General features: G+C 57.0%; 14 protein-coding genes and 1 pseudogene. 6 read left to right on the top strand and 9 right to left on the bottom strand.

Annotated features, from left to right (window positions below):
- Positions 1-111: 111 nt before the first annotated feature.
- Positions 112-1017, top strand: coding sequence for a LysR substrate-binding domain-containing protein (locus tag ACZ5FP_RS26255; RefSeq protein ID WP_464664892.1), 906 nt, complete (start codon positions 112-114; stop codon positions 1015-1017).
- A 12-nt stretch (positions 1018-1029) separates the two neighbouring features.
- Here the strand turns inward: ACZ5FP_RS26255 and ACZ5FP_RS26250 are convergent, their stop codons facing one another.
- Positions 1030-1974, bottom strand: coding sequence for a LysR family transcriptional regulator (locus ACZ5FP_RS26250; RefSeq protein ID WP_464664891.1), 945 nt, complete (start codon positions 1972-1974; stop codon positions 1030-1032).
- Positions 1975-2137: 163 nt separating this feature from the next.
- Between ACZ5FP_RS26250 and ACZ5FP_RS26245 the strand changes: the two genes are divergently transcribed.
- The 4 genes and pseudogenes from ACZ5FP_RS26245 to ACZ5FP_RS26230 form a co-directional block, all read left to right on the top strand.
- Entirely contained in the window at positions 2138-3745 is a 1608-nt protein-coding gene (locus ACZ5FP_RS26245; protein WP_464664890.1) for an ABC transporter substrate-binding protein, read from the top strand.
- Positions 3746-3813: 68 nt separating this feature from the next.
- Complete coding sequence (locus tag ACZ5FP_RS26240) at positions 3814-4923, top strand: NAD(P)/FAD-dependent oxidoreductase (RefSeq protein ID WP_464664889.1); 1110 nt, start codon at positions 3814-3816, stop codon at positions 4921-4923.
- 79 nt (positions 4924-5002) lie between these two features.
- Entirely contained in the window at positions 5003-5359 is a 357-nt protein-coding gene (locus ACZ5FP_RS26235; protein ID WP_464664888.1) for a RidA family protein, read from the top strand.
- A 1668-nt stretch (positions 5360-7027) separates the two neighbouring features.
- Positions 7028-7341 (top strand): annotated as a pseudogene (locus ACZ5FP_RS26230) (Tn3 family transposase); the annotation flags it as partial.
- Between the two features lie 135 nt (positions 7342-7476).
- Here ACZ5FP_RS26230 and ACZ5FP_RS26225 read toward each other — a convergent pair.
- The 3 genes from ACZ5FP_RS26225 to ACZ5FP_RS26215 are packed head-to-tail and all read right to left on the bottom strand — an operon-like array spanning position 7477 to position 10543.
- Positions 7477-8442 carry a C-terminal binding protein gene (locus ACZ5FP_RS26225; protein WP_464664887.1) on the bottom strand — a complete coding sequence of 322 codons (966 nt, stop codon included), beginning with the start codon at positions 8440-8442 and terminating at the stop codon, positions 7477-7479.
- Positions 8439-9221 (bottom strand): HpcH/HpaI aldolase family protein, encoded by a 783-nt coding sequence (locus ACZ5FP_RS26220; protein ID WP_464664886.1) that lies wholly within the window; start codon positions 9219-9221, stop codon positions 8439-8441. Before ACZ5FP_RS26220 ends, ACZ5FP_RS26225 begins: the two co-directional genes overlap by 4 nt.
- A 59-nt stretch (positions 9222-9280) precedes the next feature.
- Complete coding sequence (locus ACZ5FP_RS26215; RefSeq protein WP_464664885.1) at positions 9281-10543, bottom strand: MFS transporter; 1263 nt, start codon at positions 10541-10543, stop codon at positions 9281-9283.
- 100 nt (positions 10544-10643) lie between these two features.
- Between ACZ5FP_RS26215 and ACZ5FP_RS26210 the strand changes: the two genes are divergently transcribed.
- A complete protein-coding gene (locus ACZ5FP_RS26210; protein WP_464664884.1) occupies positions 10644-11318 on the top strand; it encodes a GntR family transcriptional regulator in 675 nt (224 codons plus the stop codon).
- A gap of 546 nt (positions 11319-11864) precedes the next feature.
- On the opposite strand, the gene ACZ5FP_RS26205 is transcribed toward ACZ5FP_RS26210, so the two are convergent.
- From ACZ5FP_RS26205 to ACZ5FP_RS26185, 5 genes are read right to left on the bottom strand one after another with little or no spacing between them, the layout of a single operon-like run.
- On the bottom strand, positions 11865-13328 hold the full coding sequence (locus ACZ5FP_RS26205) for an aldo/keto reductase (RefSeq protein WP_464664883.1): 1464 nt from the start codon (positions 13326-13328) through the stop codon (positions 11865-11867).
- A 2-nt stretch (positions 13329-13330) separates the two neighbouring features.
- The gene (locus ACZ5FP_RS26200; RefSeq protein WP_464664882.1) at positions 13331-14332 is read right to left on the bottom strand and encodes a branched-chain amino acid ABC transporter permease; all 1002 of its coding nucleotides are present in this window, start codon (positions 14330-14332) and stop codon (positions 13331-13333) included.
- On the bottom strand, positions 14329-15240 hold the full coding sequence (locus ACZ5FP_RS26195; protein WP_464664881.1) for a branched-chain amino acid ABC transporter permease: 912 nt from the start codon (positions 15238-15240) through the stop codon (positions 14329-14331). Before ACZ5FP_RS26195 ends, ACZ5FP_RS26200 begins: the two co-directional genes overlap by 4 nt.
- Positions 15237-16001 (bottom strand): ABC transporter ATP-binding protein, encoded by a 765-nt coding sequence (locus ACZ5FP_RS26190; RefSeq protein ID WP_464664880.1) that lies wholly within the window; start codon positions 15999-16001, stop codon positions 15237-15239. The genes ACZ5FP_RS26195 and ACZ5FP_RS26190 overlap by 4 nt, the downstream gene beginning before the upstream one ends.
- Positions 15998-16807, bottom strand: a complete 810-nt coding sequence (locus ACZ5FP_RS26185; RefSeq protein ID WP_464664879.1) for an ABC transporter ATP-binding protein — start codon at positions 16805-16807, stop codon at positions 15998-16000. Before ACZ5FP_RS26185 ends, ACZ5FP_RS26190 begins: the two co-directional genes overlap by 4 nt.
- Positions 16808-16819 lie beyond the last annotated feature (12 nt).

Genomic DNA, 16819 nt, shown 5'->3' with positions numbered 1-16819 from the left:
CGCCGGTGACAATGCCGGACGCGTCTATGGGCTTGACTTTGACAGCAGCGGCTCCATACCGTCAAATTCGAAATTCAGGCTAGAGAATAACTAAATATTATGGTGGTGCCGATGAACCTTCGACAGGTCGAAGCCTTTCGGCTGGTCATGCTGACCGGCAAGATGACCGCCGCAGCGGAGTTGATGGCGATTACCCAGCCCGCTGTGAGCAGGCTGATCCGCGATTTCGAGATCGATCTGAAGCTGAAGTTGTTCGAGCGGCGCGGCAATCAGCTCATCCCGACGCCCGAGGCCACGACGCTGTTGAGGGAGGTGGAGCGTGCCTATGTCGGGTTGAACCGGATCAGAGCTTTTGCTGAGGAGATCGGCCGGCAGAATGCAGGCATGTTGCGCATTGCCGTGATGCCGGCGCTCGCCAACGGCATCATGCCGCGCTATCTCGCCCGTTTCCTGAAGGACCGTCCGAACATCCATGTTTCCCTGAGCGGCATTCCCTCGACGATGGTGATCGAGGCCGTCGCCTCCGGTCAGGCCGATCTCGGCTTTGCCGATGGCCCGCTCGACCGGCCCGGTTTCCTGACGGAATCCCGTCCCGTCGCCGCTGTTGTCGCCATGCAGGAGGGTCACCGGCTTGCCGCCTCGCCAAGGATCAGACCGGCCGATCTGGAGGGCGAGCACATGATCACGCTGGAACCCGGTACCCTGTTTGCCATGCGCGTGGAGGTCGCCCTCGCCGGCATCCACCGGGCCTCGACGATCGAGACGAAGCTTTCCCATACGGCCCTGACGCTGGTTTCGGAAGGTGTCGGCATCACGATCATCGACCCGTCCTCGGCAAGTGACTACCAGAACCGCGGGGTCGTGGTTCGACCATTCTCGGAATTCGTGGATGCCGGTTTTCTCGCGATCCGCCGTAGCGACGGCACGGATAATCAGCTGGCCGAGCGCTTCATCAACGGGTTCTGGGATTACCACGAAACCCTGCTTGCGCGGTTTCAGGAGGCGAATCGGGTATAGGCGCGGCGGCAGTCAGTCCGCTCTGGATACCATCAGATCGTCGAGTTCGAGTGGTATGGACGACATCGGCATCTTGCCGAGCCGCAGAAACAGTGCCGTCAGCATGTCTGACAGAAGATCGACGACCAGCGGCGATTGCCGCTGCTTGGCGGTCAGCAGCCATAGATCGACCTCCTCGACCGGCTCAATCAAGCGTCGCACGATCCGCCTCTCGTCAATGTCGAAACCGACGAAGGGCGGGACGATCGTCACGCCCACGCCTTGCGCCACCAACATCGCGGCAGTTTCGGAAAAAGGCACTTCGATCCTGCCCTTGGTCGGTGCGCTGTGGATTTGAAAGACCCTTTCGGCCCGCGTGAACGAACAGTCGCTGGAGGGCAGAGAAATAAAAGTTTCCGAGCGGATGTCGCTGATATGCAACGCCTGTTTCTTCGCAAGCGGATGTCCCGCCGGCAGCATGCAAACGAGCGGAAAGGTGATGAGACGCCGGCTCGCTACATCGGGGTGCTCAACGGGGATGGTGGAGAGACCAAGATCGACCTGCTGGCTCGCGACCAGATCGATTATCTGCGGCGAGGTTCGCGACAGGACCTGGATGCGCAGATCAAGGCGGTTGATATTCCGCGCCAGAATGAGCGGCAGGAACCTGATCGAGAAGGCAGGCGGGGCCGCGATGCAGATTTCGCCCCATTCATGCTCGCGAATGGCCCGGGCAACCTCCTTGATCCGCTTGGCGCCGCTGAAGAGCTTCGAGACCTCCGCCGCAAGCGCCTGCGCCTCCCGCGTCGGCGCGAGCTGGCCACCCCTGCGCTGAAACAGCAGGAAGCCGCAATCTTCCTTCAAGGCCTTCAAAAGCTTGGAGATTGCCGGCTGGGTAATGCCGAGCCGATCGGCCGCCCGGGTCGCCGAACCCGTCTCCATCACCGCATGGAAGGCCTCGAGCTGGCGAATGTTCATCTCAAGGCTCCATGAGTTTTTGTTATAATAGTGCTCCGATTTGATATTTGACAATCATTTTGTTTCGCAGCCCTATAGGCTCGGGTCGAGGCTAGGACACAGCTGGCCGTTGCCATCCCGCAGCGACAGCGCAGGTCCCTGAAGCATTGGAGGAATGCGAAACATGAAGCGATCACTCTTTCTGGCTGCGTTGCTGGCGGGTCTTGCCGCATCGACCGCGATGGCGGCGCCGCTGACGGTGTGCATCGAAGGATCACCGGACACCTTCAATCCGCAGCTGACGAGCAGCGGCACGACGGCAACAGTGCTGGAGCAGATCTATGATGGGCTCGTGGCGGTCAAGCGGGGCGGTGCCGACATCGTGCCATCGCTGGCCGAAAGCTGGGACATTTCGCAGGACGGGCGCACCTACACGTTTCATCTGCGCAAGGGCGTCAAATGGCAAACCACGGCGGATTTCACGCCGACCCGCGAATTCAATGCCGACGATGTCGTCTTCACCTATGATCGCATGATGAAGCCCGACCATTCTTACGCCAAGGTGAACGGCGGCAGTTACATCACCTTCTACACCAAGCTTGCCGATGCGCTTTCGAAGGTCGAGAAGATCGACGATTACACCGTCGCCTTTGTTCTGAAGCAACCGCTGGCGCCCTTCCTCGGCATCATGTCGCACGGCTCGTTGATGATCACTTCGGCTGAGTATGCTGACAAGCTCCTGAAGGCGGGAACGCCGGAGCTCTTCGACCGCAACCCGGTCGGCACGGGCCCGTTTCAGCTGCAGGCCTACCAGACGGATTCGATCGTTCGCCTCGTACCCTTCCCGGAAACATGGGGTGCGTTGCAGCACATCGCCGAACGCACGCCGATGGTGGACGCGATCGTCATGGCGATCAGCCCGGACGCTTCAGTGCGGGTGCAAAGAGCGTTGGCCGGCGAATGCCAGATCGCCTATTTCCCCAATCTTGCCGACGCGCCGATCATTGAAAAGAGTGAGAATCTCGATCTCGAGCGGGTCAAGATTCCGTCGACGGGCTTCATCACCTTCAACTTCGGCATGGACAAGTTCAAGGATATCCGCGTGCGCCAGGCGCTGGCGCAGGCCATCGATATCAAGCCGCTGGTAGACGTGGTGTTCAACGGCATGGGGCATGAGACGGGCGCGCTCGTTCCGCCGGAGCTGTGGGGCACCGCTTCGGACCTGAAGCCCTATGCCCATGATCCGGCAAAAGCCAAGGCGCTTCTTGCCGAAGCCGGCTATCCCGATGGTTTCGAAACCAAGATCTGGGCCGTCCCGGTATCGCGCCCCTATATGCCGAATGGTCGCCGCGCGGCCGAGATGATCCAGGCGGACTGGGCGGCGATCGGCGTCAAGGCCGAGGTCGTCAGCTACGAATGGGCTGAATATATCAAGCGATCGCGCGAGCACGAACCGGAAGTCGGCATGTTCGGCGGCATTTACGATTTCCCCGATCCGAGCCAGATTCCGAACAACTATTTCGGCTGCAATTCCGAAGGCAAGCCGAGCCCGTCCAATATCGGGGCCTGGTGCAACAAAGATTTCAATGGTCTGATGCAGCAAGCCGGAACAATCACCGACAGGACCAAACGCACTGAGCTTTACGAAAAAGCCCAGCACGTTCTCTATGACGACGTGCCGGCCGTCATGTTCGGCAGCTCCGACCAGCTCATGGCCGTGTCGAAAAACGTCAAGGGTTTCGTACCTGCGATCTTCGGCACATCCCGCATGTCCGGGGTAACCGTCGAATAGACGCCCCATGCAGATCAAGCGACGGGCCAAAAGTCCGCCGCCTTGGCTCCACAAGTGAGGAAGACCGAATGCGAGCAATAGTCATTGGCGGCGGCATGTTTGGCGCGAGCGCCGCCTATCATCTGGCCCGAGGCGGCGCCGATGTCACCATTTTCGATCACGTGCATCCAGGCAAAGCGACACTGGCCGGCGCCGGCATCGTCTGCCCCTGGGCAACGCAGATCGAAGATCCCGAATGGTATGCGATGTATGCGGCTGGCGCTCGTTATTACGACGAGTTGATCGCCTATCTCACTTCGGTCGGCGAAACCGATCTCGGCTATCGCAAGGTCGGTGCTCTCGTGACCTCGACCAATGCGGATGACCTGAAAGCCGCCGGCGAGCGCATTGCGCGCCGCGCCGCGCAAGCACCGGAAGCCGGCGACGTCCGCTTCCTGACGGCTACGGAGGCCCGCGCCAAATTCCCGGTTCTGCGCGAGGATGTCGAAGCCTATTTCATTCCTGGCGGCGCCCGTGTCGATGCGCGGGTTCTTTCCGCCGCAATGATCCGCTCGGCGGTGGCCCATGGCGCGCATTATCACAACGACTTCGTGACCCTGGAGTTGACCGGCGACCGAGTTCGCTGCCGCAACGGGAAAGGTGAAACGCTGGCCGCGGATGAGATCATCGTTGCCGGCGGGGCGTGGGCCTCGCAGATTCTCGAACCGCTCGGCTTTGCCCATCCGGTCCAGCCACAGAAGGGGCAGATCATCCATCTGCGCCTTGCCGGTGTGGACACCGCCAACTGGCCGGTGCTGCTGCCGATGACCAGCCACTACATGCTGGCCTTCGACGACAGTCGCGTCGTCGTCGGCGCGACGCGCGAGACCGGTTCCGGCTTCGATTACCGCGTCACGGCCGCCGGACAAGCCGAAGTGCTGGCGGCCGGGCTCGATATCGCGCCGGGGCTGGCATCGGCCGAAATCATCGAAACCCGCATCGGTTTTCGCCCAGCCGGCCCCTCGGTCAAGCCGATCTTCGGGCGCGTTCCCGGCGTTGAGGGCCTGAGCATTGCAAACGGCCTGGGTGCAGGCGGCATCTCGATCGGCCCCTATGCCGGAAAGCTGCTGAGCGACATCGTTCTCGGCAGGACGCCGGAATTGCCGGTTGCCGCTTATGCGCCGCAGGCCCGGGCATAACCAGATCTAAAACCAAACCGGATCGAACGGTGTCCTTTGGGCATCCGTCGGCCGCCTATTGTCTGAAAGGTGAGACACAATGATCAAACGCCACAGAAAAGCCCGCATCATGCACGGCGCCGTCGAGCGCAACGGCCTGCTCTTCATCGGCGGCCACGCTGCCAACAATATCGATCAGGACATGGAAGGGCAGACCCGCGAAGTCTGCGCCAAGCTCGACGCCCTGCTGGCCGAATGCGGCTCCGATAAGAAACACCTCTTGCAGGCACGCATCTACATCACCGATATGTCGAAGAAAGAGCAGATGAACACCGCCTGGCTCGAATGGCTGGAGGATGACGATCTGCCATCGCGGGCAACAATCGGTGTTGCTGACCTGGGCGACCCCCGCCGCCTCATCGAGATCACCGCGATTGCCGGCGTCAAGGGAGCCTGATCCTCCCGCAATTGACCTCAGCGCGTGGCGACACACGTCAGCCGCCACCCGGCAGCAGTTTACGCAACATAAATGTAGCCATTATTCCTGCCGATCAGTGAATTAAGAACGACCAGTTCTCAAGCACACCATCCTCGTTGCAGGTGCTATGTCGATCAGCGTAAAGCATACCAATCTACGACATTTATGCACGGAATATAAGCATCATTCGAGGGGGCGCTTTATCCAATTCGGATATTCGTTTTGTACGCTGACTGTGAAAAGGTTGCATGATTAAACTCTTGTTTACAATGAAATGTCAGGCTGACTCCGCTGAGACCAAGAATCAGCAGCATAGTCCGGTCCGCTTTGGTATCGAGTAACTGGCGGGCCGGATTCTTGAAAATGTTGCGAACAACCCTCAGATTTTCGAGTTTCACTTTTGCTGGCTCGTCGGCGTGCTGCTTGATGCGGCGGAGATTTCTTCCCGCCGGATTTCATAGGTTGCCCCGGACCACGCCGCGTCAAGCATCCATCAAGATAATCCAGGAAGTGGGAACCAGACTTTTTGTTCATCGATTCACTGGTGTCGAACATGCATTGAACATGTTTCAAAAATGCGGTGTCACTAAGCAGACACGGGCCGTATTCTATTGTTCCGATCTGACTGGACTCTTTTCCAGGTATTTGTAATCGTTCATTCCTGTCGGGACGTGGGGTATCAAATAAAAAGAAATGATCCGAGATGGAATTTGTCGCGACCTGCTTCAATATGCAAATGACGTTTCGTCTCCTCTACTCGAGGACAAGAAAAATCTTCTTCTGGAGGCGGCGAGGTCAATCGCATGGGGCTCAAACCTGTTGGCTCTCTCTGGCGTGCGTATTGAAGAGAGCAATTTAGCGGTAAGGCTCGACAATTTCGCGTACGGCATAGAGTTTCGATATGGCGACGAAACAGCTGCCATAATGCAGGAGGCGGCAACAGCTTTAAGACGCCTACGCCTAATGCTCGGATTGAAGAATGAAGACCTCTGATACGCGACGGACTTTTGGATAATGAGTCCTACTGTTGCATTAAGTGAACTGCAGGCACGTCCGTCTTGCGTTATTAGTATTTTGCCTCGTTTACCTACCAGGCTGCGAGTCCCGGCACCCCACAATACTCTTTGCCGGGGCTCGTTCATTCCCGCCTTTGGCGGCCCTGTAAAGTGTTGCGCATGCAGCATGCATACCAACAGCATCCTTTGCCAAAGCGCCTATTATGCCGACATGTCTCATCCCGACGATGAACGCGATGTTGCCATATGGAGCGGGTGCCACTACTGCTGCCGCCAGAACCCGGCGCGTGACGGAGTTGTCCATTGAAAATCACGGGCCTCGGGATGTCGGGCAATTACCGCGATCGTTTCGTAGATTGCCAGACAGCGATCGAAGAAGTGTTTGTTTAACTTGTTAAAGAGCCTAAGCGCGCCAAGGGCACCATGAAGAAGTACTGGCTGCCATAAGTGCAGTGACCGACACCACGGCACTTGCCCTGGATACCAGAGTGTTGATTTCCACTGAGAAGTGACCCGGCATTGGTGTGCCCCCTGGAACTGGACCAACGAGGCGTTCCTAACTAAGCCGCCTATTGGGCAAGTTGGGTTTCAAATTTTTCCGGCGATCGATAGCCGAGCGCCGAATGGAGCTGCTGACCTCAACAAGAGCGAGGCACAGAACACCCTGGCCCGCGCCCTGTTCTTCAACCGCCTCGGCGAACTTCGCGGCAGAATATTCGAAAGCCAGCTCTATCGCGCCTCCGGCCTGAACCCGCTGATCAGCGTCATCGTCTACTGGAACACCCTGCATCTCGAACCGGCATTCGCAAATCTCAATCGCAATGGCGTGCCACTCCGCCGGAGGTTGTCAAGCATATCAGACCCACCGGCGACCCTATCTGGACCTCAACTGAAAACCTCGATCTCAGGCCGCTCCGGAGCGAAACTTCAATCCTCGCAGTTTGATCAGCCTATGTTTTCTAATGTCGAACAGCTTCGGCACTTTCGTGTCGTAACGCCGACCTGCAGCTATGCGAGAAAGCTCAGCCACTCAAGTCAGTTCAAATAAATGTCTCCTCAAAGCATATATTCGTTATCAATTCACGATACTCCAATATGATTAAAACTGTACTTTGGCTTCTCATTCTTCAAGACTGCTGCGACATCGGCAAAGACCTTGTTCCGGACTTCCGCATAGGACTGCTTCGAATAGTGCGCCGCATGGGGAGAAAGCAGAAGATTTTCGACCTTCAGAAGCAAATTGTCTGCACTTGGCGGCTCCTGCGCGAGCGTATCGATGCCTGCCGCGGATAGATGCCCGGACGTCAGAGCATCTGCGAGCGCTGCCTCATCCACCAGTCCGCCGCGGGAAACGTTAATAAGGATCGAACCCTTCTTCATGTGGGCGAGCACGTCTTTCGAGACGATATTCCTCGTCTCCGGCGTCGCGGGGATGTGAAGCGACATGATGTCGGATTGCGCCACCACCTCCTCGAACGATGCAGGTTCGGCACCGGCCTCGGCAATGCGTTCCTGTGTCATATAGGGATCATAGGCGATGATCTTGTAACCAAACGCCGCGGCCTTACGCCCCGTCATACGACCGATCTGGCCAAAGCCGATCAATCCGAGTGTCTGATGCGATGGCCGAATGATGCCCACGCCGTCTGCCATTGCCTGCCAGCGTCCGGCGCGCACGGCGGTGTCGTAGTGCTTCAGCCGGCGTGCGAGCGCCAGCATCATTGCGACAGCATGGGTGCTGACCTCATCCAGGTTGGAATCCGGCACGTAAGTGACTTGCACCCCTGCCCGCGTACAAGCCTCGACATCGATGGAATCCAACCCCACGCCAAAACGGCCGATAACCTTGAGCTTCGGCAACGCCCTGACGACACGCTCGGTCACAGGTTCACGAAGGATCATCAGTGCATCTGCGTCGTGGCAATGCTTGATCAGATCGTCTTCGGTCAGCAAGGTCTTTTCGACAAACTCCGCATCAAGGCCTGCAAGATAAGTGAGCTGTTCCGGCTCGACCGTGAGCAGGCCATCGCACTTGACGATCTTCATGCGGATTTCCTTGCATTTTCAGTGACAGCCGCACGCGCTTGCAGGATGCCTTGCGCCATGGCGGCCCCGAGAAACATCGTATCGCTTGCGAGCAGGTAAAATGAGATACCCTTGCGGCTCCACAAGGCGACATCGCCTGCATCCGGGCGAAAAATGCCGACAGCCTTGCCCGTCGAAAGCGCTGTTTCAGTGATTTTTTCGATCGCGGTAAAAAGCTTCTCCTGGCCATTCGGCCCCATCGCGTCGATGGAGACGGACAAGTCGCCAGGGCCGACGAATATCACATCGACGCCATCGATAGCGGCGATCTCTTCAATATTGGCCAGGCCTTCCGCGGTTTCGACCTGGATTGCCAGAGCGATCGCATCGTTCGCCCTGGTCAGGTAGTCCGGGATACGATAGCCATAGGCAGCGGCACGGCCTGGCCCCACCCCTCGTGCGCCGATCGGCGGATAGCGCGTTGCCTGGACGGCGGCGCGTGCCTGCTCAGCCGTCGAGACGCGCGGCACGAGAACGCCATGCGCACCGGCATCGAGCACTGCCGCAATCGCTTCCGGAGCATGTCCCGGAACACGCACCATTGCCGGAACGGCATGGACATCGCAGGCCCGGATCAGATCCTCGATGCGCTCGCGGCTGATTTGCGAATGCTCCCAGTCGATGCAGACGAAATCGAGGCCAGACGCGGCAGTCACCTCGACTGCGACGGGATGGGGGATAGCGGAAAACGTCCCCATCAGCGGTGAGCGTGCCTTGCAGCGCGCGCGAAAACTTTCCATGAATCTAATCCTTTAAAAGAGGCCTTCGAGAGCGAAGACAACTACCCCTCTGCGCAGGCTCAATGGGCAGCGGCGAGTTGTGCTGAGCGCTGCCGCGCCAGACGAATGTTGACAAAGCTCATCAGACCACCCGAGAGAAGAAAAGCGGCAGCGACGAACAGCGCATATTCATAATTGCCGGTCGTGTCGCGAATGATCCCGAACAGATATGGGCCAGTGAAGCCGCCGAGATTGCCGAGCGAGTTTGCCAGCGCAATTGCCGCCGCGGCCGCGGCACCCGATACAGCCGGTCGCGGCAATGCCCAATACGCGCTCCCACCAGCATAGATGCCTGCAGCCACGCAGCAGAACGCAAACATCGACAGGATCGGGTTTGCCGTCAGGGCACCGATGACAAATCCCATTGCGCCGACGGCACAGGGAATAAGCACGTAGAACAGGCGATCATCAGTATACTTCGTGTAACGGCTCCAGAAGTAGATCGCGAGAGCGGCAGCGACATAAGGCACGGCAACGACCCAGCCCACCATCGACGTCTTGACACCCAGTTCGCGAACGATCTGCGGCAGCCACATGTTGAGCGCATAACCGGTGGTGAGAATGAGAAAATACTGGAATGCGAGAGCAAGCGTCGGCAGATCCTTCAACGCAGACATCGGGGATGCATGCCTGGCAGCAGAATCACCTTCGGCCAGCAATTGTGCGCGCAATTCACTCTTCTGGCTTTCGTCGAGGAATGTCGCGTCCTCGACGCGATCAGGCAGCCTGAGGAAGACGATTATGCCGAGGATAATCGCAGGTATGCCTTCGATGATGAACATCCAGCGCCAATCAACGGCCTCGATCAACGCGGTCGACAGCGGCGCGCCAACCGCATTGGCAATGGGACCGAAGGCAAAAAAGATTGCCGTCGCGCGACCGATATCGCGTTTCGTGTACCACTGATTCAGATAATAGACGACACCAGGAACGAAACCGGCTTCGGCGAGCCCCAGCAGAAAACGGACAGAATAGAACGAATACGGTCCCTGCACGAATGCCATGGACATGGACAGGATGCCCCATGTGAGCATGATACGCGCGATCCATCGGCGAGCGCCGACTTTCTGTAGAATGAGATTGCTCGGAATTTCGAATGCGAAATAACCGAGGAAGAAGATGCCAGCCCCAAAACCGTAGGCGGCTGCTGAAAGACCAATGTCGGCATTCATTGTCAGTGATGCAAACCCGACATTCACGCGATCCAGGATAGACACGAAAAAGCTAATGCCGAGCAGCGGCATTATGTTGCGGGTCACTTGTCTGGTAATGTGCTCATTCATAATTTCCCCTCCATTGGGAATCGATTTTTCGAACTGTTCCCGATATAAAAGTGTCGACATTATTCTTATTACTGTCGACAGTTACAGAAAAGATGGACACATGTCTAACGAAATCGTGCTTGCAGATGACCTCAACAACCAGCAGTTGCGCACAGGCGACATGGTGCACAGCCTAGCTGCCTATCTGCGAGAGAAGATTCTGAGCGGACAGCTTCTCGCGGGTCAGCGAATTCGCGAATCAAGCATTGCGGCAGAGCTGAATGTCAGCCGCGCGCCACTGCGCGAAGCACTTAGGCTGATCGAGAGGGGTGGCCTGATCGAGAAGTCGCCGAACCGATCCTATGTCGTTGCCAGCTTCAACGACCGCGATATCTTCGAGCTTGCGACTTTGCGTACGGCACTCGAAGTGATGGGCGCGCGGCTGGCGCTTCAGAGAAGCTACACGCCATCCGCTCTGGCGGCAGCCATACCCGACATAGCCACAGCCGCCGACAAGCACGATCTTAAAGCATTGGCGGCGGCGGACCGGCGATTCCATGAAGTGCTGGTCGAATGCGCGGAGCACAAGCGTTTGCTGGAATCCTACCGCGCCTTGCAGGACCAGATCGAGCTTGCGATGCTTAACGTGCAAAAACACGAGCGCAACATCTCTGAAATAGCGGACCGTCATACTCGGTTGGTTGCCCATGCCAAGGACCCGGATCGGTTTGTGGAGGAACTCTCCCGCCACATTCGCGAAGGAATGGGCGTGAGCGATATCTCCGTTCTGACCTAATCAAATGCTTTGGCCGCCATCAACGTGCGTAGCGACCAAAACACCTTTTCCGGCGTCGTCTCGCAGAATGGACAAATGCACGCTTGCGCTGGGATACAGTTTTTCATCAAGGAAGCAGGCGACTATTGGTCCGCAGCCTACCACTACTTTGGCAGATTAACCGGCCATTAACGATGAAGCCATCTTTGGAGTGAACCCTTGGAGCTGGACCAGCGAGGCGATCGAAACTAAGCCGCTTGCTCGGCAATTTGGGTTTCAAATTCCTCTGGTGATCGATAGCCGAGCGCCGAGTGTAGACGCCTGGAATTGTAGCCCGTTTGATGAACAGCGGCGACGGGTGCAGGACGGGCGTTTCGTCGATCTTCTCTGACGGTTCCTGAAGGCAGGGCACACTGATCGTGGCCTGTTCACGGCCTCCAGCGAGAGTGTTCCGCAAGATTGCCTTCTGTTACCACTCCTAAGGTAACCGCATTTAAATTAGCTTCTCCATTTAACGTGTAACGGGTTTTGAGCCACTGCAACTGCTAAATACTTAGCCCTATCATATCATACGCAAATAGCCTCAACTTCTATTTCGACTTCATAGTCCCCAACCAGACTACCCGCCTGTAGCAGGGTGTTTGCCGGAAGAACATCAGAAAATACCCTGCCGTGCGCCCGCGATACCGGCTCCCATTTATCAACGTCCCGCAGATAGACACGGGTTCGAACAACGTCGTCGATTGCGCCACCCAATGCGGTAATTGACGCTGCTATCTTGTCGAGAATATAGGTCGTCTGCGCACCGGCATTGCCCGGCGCGATGCATCGATCCAAGGCGTGCGTAGCGGTCGTACCAGACACAAGAATTCTGTCGCCAATACGCACGGCACGGCTGTAGCCGGCCAATGGCTCCCAAATACTTCCCGACGATACCCGCATCCGACCCTGCTTGCCGGGAACAGGCTCAGCTTTGAATATTGATGGGATAGCATCCAGGTGATGGCTGAGATCACCCGACGCGGTTAAAAACGGCGGTTTCCTGTATTCATCACCACAATCACCGGGGATTGGCGACGTTGCAGCAAAGGCCACCTGGAGTAACGCCTTGTCTTCCTCATCCAGTACGAACTGAAAAACATTGAGATTATTGTCGCGATGCTCGCTTTTCCCCAATCGGGCGCCAATGATAGCTGCAGCAACTGCCTCATGCTCCAAGACCCAACGGCTTGCAACATTGGAAATCGAGACGCTATGTTTCCTCGCAATGGAAGCAACTGCTCTGAGAACATCCTGATAGGCTGCCCAGCCACCAGCCACGTCGATGAAACGCTTATATTTCGAGCCGCTCCAGTCTGGAATCGATGCAGGCTCGGGCTGATCCAGCCATTTCTCCGAGAGAAACCCACCGCACAAAGTGCCGTAAGCGAGCAGCTTGACGCCAGTGCTTGCACAAAGTTCAGAAAGAGCGCCTGACGCCCGACGATCAATGAGTGAGAAGGACACTTGATTGGTAGCAATCTTGATACCGTCAGCCAGGGCTACAGCCAGATGCGCCGCATCAAAATTGGTGAGCCCTAACGCTTCAATCTTGCCCTCCTCCCGCATCTTTTCCATCTCATGCAGGGCATCGATCCATGCGGGATGTTCGAAGGTCCACCAGTGAAATTGCAACAGGTCGATCTTTTCAACGCCAAGGCGTGACAGTCGCTCTTCGATGCCGTCGCGCACGATCTGGCGGGTCATCGGACCCGGCTCTGGACACCATTTGGTAAAGGCTACCGGTTTTTTATCAGCGCTTTTGTACCGGGACAGCAACTGGCCGGTTATCAATTCAGCACTACCGTAGTGATCAGCCATATCAAACGTATCAAAGCCTGCCTCGGCATAGGCTTGCAAAGCATCCGCTCCCTTGTCAGGATCGATGAGAGCGCCATCTTTCTCAATATCTGCAATCTGCCATAGGCCACAGACCAGCCGGCTGATTTCAAGCTTTTCTGTCAAGGCGGTGCGTTGTGAAATGGTGGTCATGTTCAATCCTTAGAACGCAAGCTTGAAGCTGGCTCAGCATTCTTGCTTTTGGTTATTTTCCCGATATGCCGCGATATTTGACGCACTTCGCCCAAAATGCCTCTGGGGCGAAGCAGCAGGATGAGGCAAAGCCCAACGCCAATCATGATGATCTGCAGTGAAGCTGCCCGCGCCTGTTGTTCTGGTGGAAAGAATGCGGAAACAGTAGCAGCCGATGACGCCCAGATACCCCAGACCAATATAGCGCCAAGTATGGCGCCACGGTTGTTGCCGGATCCGCCGACGATCAACATGGCCCAAACCTGAAACGTCAGGATGGGCATATAATTATCCGGTGCGATGAAGCCGATGAAATGCGCCTGCGCGGCACCCGCAAGGCCCATAATCGCGCCACCGATTGCAAAGGCCTGCAAACGGAACCGGGTCGGATTTTTGCCAAGCGCCTGCGCCGCTGTCTCGTCTTCACGGATTGCTCTGAGTACTCGTCCCCAAGGACTGCGGACGAGATGCTCCAGCGCCATATAGAGGACGAAGACGACAGCGACCAGAAGGCCCGCGTTGGAAAGTCCGAATGCAAGCGGATTACCCGCGAGGGTAGCAAAAGGTCGCGGAATAAACCCCATTCCAAAAGCACCGCCCGTCAAGCCTTCGAGATTAAGAACACAAAGCTGAATTGTTACAGCGACGCCGAAAGTTGCGATGGCAAGATAATCGGCGCGCAGCCGGATCGTCAGAGCGCCAATGAGATATGATATAACGCCGGCAGCAAGGGCTCCCCCAAACCACCCAACTGCGATCGGCAATTCGAATCCGCCAATACGTCCGACGGCTTCAGGCGTGGTGAGCAAAGCAGACGTATAGGCACCGACAGCGACGAAACCGGCGATCCCCACATTGAAAAGACCAGTTTGCCCCCACTGTACGTTCAGTCCAAGACCCATGATGGCATAGGTCAGGGCCATGGTCAGGAAGAAGGCGCCATAGGCGACGAGATCGAGGATCATGCTTGCCTCCCGAATAAGCCGCGCGGACGTATCAGCAGTACGGCGACAAGGATCAGGAAAGAAATTGCCGCACGCCATTCGGCCCCGATAAGTTGTACAGCGGCAGCTTCGGACAAGCCAACGATCAGGCCAGCCAGCATTGCACCAGGCACGCTGCCGATACCGCCCAATATGGCAGCAGCGAACAGTGGAAGCAGGAGATCATGACCGAGATACGGCCTGATCTGAACCAGAAGGCCGGCCATCATGCCGGCAATGCATGCCAAGCCTGCGCCCACAATCCAGACCGCCTGAATAACCTTGCGAACATCAATGCCGACAACACCCGCAAGAGCCGGATTCTCGCTGACAGCCCGCATCGAACGTCCAATGGCCGTGCGGGTCAGCAGAAGATGAATCGCCACAACAGCGATGGCTGTCAAAACCAGAGCGAGCATCTGGTCTGGCGTTATCCGCAGTCCGCCACCGATGCTGACCGCAATCTGCAAAGACTTGGTGAAGTATGCAGGTTTCGAGGTGAAGATGAACTCGAGCAGACTTCTCAACGCCAGAGAAGCGCCGAAACTCGCCATAACCATAATAATGACGGCACCGCGCTGCGCCCTGAGCCTTCCGAACAGCACCGCATCAAGCAGAAGGGCAAGCATACCCGTGAGCAAAATCGCCAACACTCCTGCAAGCGGAAGGGACCAACCAAAGGAAAAAGGGCCGACCGGCGTCTTCAACGCGCCGAAGAGAAATCCAAGGGCGGCGCTTAACGTATATGCGATGTACGCTCCCCAGGACAGCAATTCACCGTGGGCAAAATTGGCAAAGCGAAGAATAGAATATGTCAACGTAATGCCGATTGCCCCGAGACCAATCATTGACCCGGCGATCAATCCATCCACGAGGAATTGCGGGTTCACGATACACCTGCCTTTCGGGCCGCCGACCCGCCAAGGTAGAGCTTTGCCACGACCGGATCATCGGCAAGCGTCGCGGCAGGCCCCTCATGCCGGAGTTTGCCTTCAACGAGAATGATCGCGCGATCAGCAATGGCGAGCGCCGCTCGCACATTTTGCTCCACGAGAACGATCGTTACGCCGTTTCTGTTGATCTCTTGAAGCATCATGAAAACATCGGAGACGATCTTGGGCGACAGACCTGCGGATGGTTCGTCCAGGATAAGGATCGACGGATGCACAATCAGTGCACGCGCCACCGCAAGCATTTGCCGTTGGCCTCCGGAGAGCTGTCCGGCCAGACGTGATGGCCGGGCGGCCAGATCGGGGAATTGCTCATAAAGCATCGCGATGCGTCGTTCACGCTCTGCTTTCGGTGCCATTGCCGCAGCCAAGAGCAGGTTCTCGTGGATCGACATCGTTGCGAAAATATTCTCGGTCTGCGGAACGAAGGCAAGTCCGCGTCCGATCTTTCCATGAACCGGCACTGCCGTGATGTCTTGACCGCTCAGATGAACCGCTCCTGCATGAATGGAAACCAGACCCGCGATTGCCTTGACGAAGGTGGACTTGCCCGCTCCGTTCGGCCCTAGCAACACAACGAGTTCTCCCGCCATGACCGAGAGATCAACGCCGCGCACGATCGGCATATCAGGCTCATAACCGGCAACGAGGGATCGCGTCTGCAGCGCTGGTATTGGTTTCACGCCATCCGCCAAAATCATGCGCTTCCTCCCAGATATGCCTCGATCACATCAGGGTTGGACGCGACATCTTCGGGCGTTCCCTCGGCAAGGTGTTTACCTGCAGCCATTGCAATCACGCGACTGCAAAGACGCGATACCATATCCATGTTGTGCTCGATCAGGAGTATGGATTTCCCCTGTGAATTGAGCTCCTGCACACGCTCCATAATCGTTTCCAGTAGTGCCGGGTTGACCCCCGCGGCTGGCTCATCCAGCAGAATTGCGGTTGGATCGGCCATCAATATCCGGGCGAGTTCCAGAAGCTTGCGTTGTCCGCCCGAAAGCACCCGCGCCGGTTCGTTTTCCAATTGTGAAAGCGTAACGAATGAAAGAAGCGAACGCGCTTTTTCGACTGCCGCCTTTTCTTGACGGGCCACTCGCCGTGGAGCGAAGAAATTGGAAACCAGGCGTTCGCCGTCCTGTTTTTGCGCGCCGGTCAGAACATTTTCCAGCACTGTCATTTCGGCGAAGGGACGCGGAATCTGGAACGTGCGACCCACGCCGCAGGCTATTCTCAACTCTGGTCTATCTTGCGACACCTCCCGCCCTGAAATCCATATTGCTCCCGACGAGGGTTTAAGACTTCCGGCAATCAAATTGAAAAGCGTCGTCTTTCCAGCTCCATTTGGACCAATCAACCCGACCATTTCACCGCGTCGCAAAACGAGCGACATATCGGCGACGGCTGTCACCCCGCCAAAACGTTTACCAAGTTGGCGCGCTTCAACAACAGGGTCGCTGCTTGGGGAGAACCTTTGATGATGTGGTTCGGTGCGCGTCTGCATGAAATTCTTCTT

Source organism: Phyllobacterium sp. T2-21 (genome assembly GCF_055378485.1).
Note: the sequence above shows the minus strand (reverse complement) of the source record. Positions and strands in the feature narration are given on the sequence as shown.

Bases quoted from the DNA above. Each gene is read 5' to 3' on its own strand.
- ACZ5FP_RS26255 (WP_464664892.1), top strand. From the start codon at position 112: ATGAACCTTCGACAGGTCGAAGCCTTTCGGCTGGTCATGCTGACCGGC.
- ACZ5FP_RS26250 (WP_464664891.1), bottom strand. From the start codon at position 1,974: ATGAACATTCGCCAGCTCGAGGCCTTCCATGCGGTGATGGAGACGGGT.
- ACZ5FP_RS26245 (WP_464664890.1), top strand. From the start codon at position 2,138: ATGAAGCGATCACTCTTTCTGGCTGCGTTGCTGGCGGGTCTTGCCGCA.
- ACZ5FP_RS26240 (WP_464664889.1), top strand. From the start codon at position 3,814: ATGCGAGCAATAGTCATTGGCGGCGGCATGTTTGGCGCGAGCGCCGCC.
- ACZ5FP_RS26235 (WP_464664888.1), top strand. From the start codon at position 5,003: ATGATCAAACGCCACAGAAAAGCCCGCATCATGCACGGCGCCGTCGAG.
- ACZ5FP_RS26225 (WP_464664887.1), bottom strand. From the start codon at position 8,442: ATGAAGATCGTCAAGTGCGATGGCCTGCTCACGGTCGAGCCGGAACAG.
- ACZ5FP_RS26220 (WP_464664886.1), bottom strand. From the start codon at position 9,221: ATGGAAAGTTTTCGCGCGCGCTGCAAGGCACGCTCACCGCTGATGGGG.
- ACZ5FP_RS26215 (WP_464664885.1), bottom strand. From the start codon at position 10,543: ATGAATGAGCACATTACCAGACAAGTGACCCGCAACATAATGCCGCTG.
- ACZ5FP_RS26210 (WP_464664884.1), top strand. From the start codon at position 10,644: ATGTCTAACGAAATCGTGCTTGCAGATGACCTCAACAACCAGCAGTTG.
- ACZ5FP_RS26205 (WP_464664883.1), bottom strand. From the start codon at position 13,328: ATGACCACCATTTCACAACGCACCGCCTTGACAGAAAAGCTTGAAATC.
- ACZ5FP_RS26200 (WP_464664882.1), bottom strand. From the start codon at position 14,332: ATGATCCTCGATCTCGTCGCCTATGGCGCCTTCTTCCTGACCATGGCC.
- ACZ5FP_RS26190 (WP_464664880.1), bottom strand. From the start codon at position 16,001: ATGATTTTGGCGGATGGCGTGAAACCAATACCAGCGCTGCAGACGCGA.
- ACZ5FP_RS26185 (WP_464664879.1), bottom strand. From the start codon at position 16,807: ATGCAGACGCGCACCGAACCACATCATCAAAGGTTCTCCCCAAGCAGC.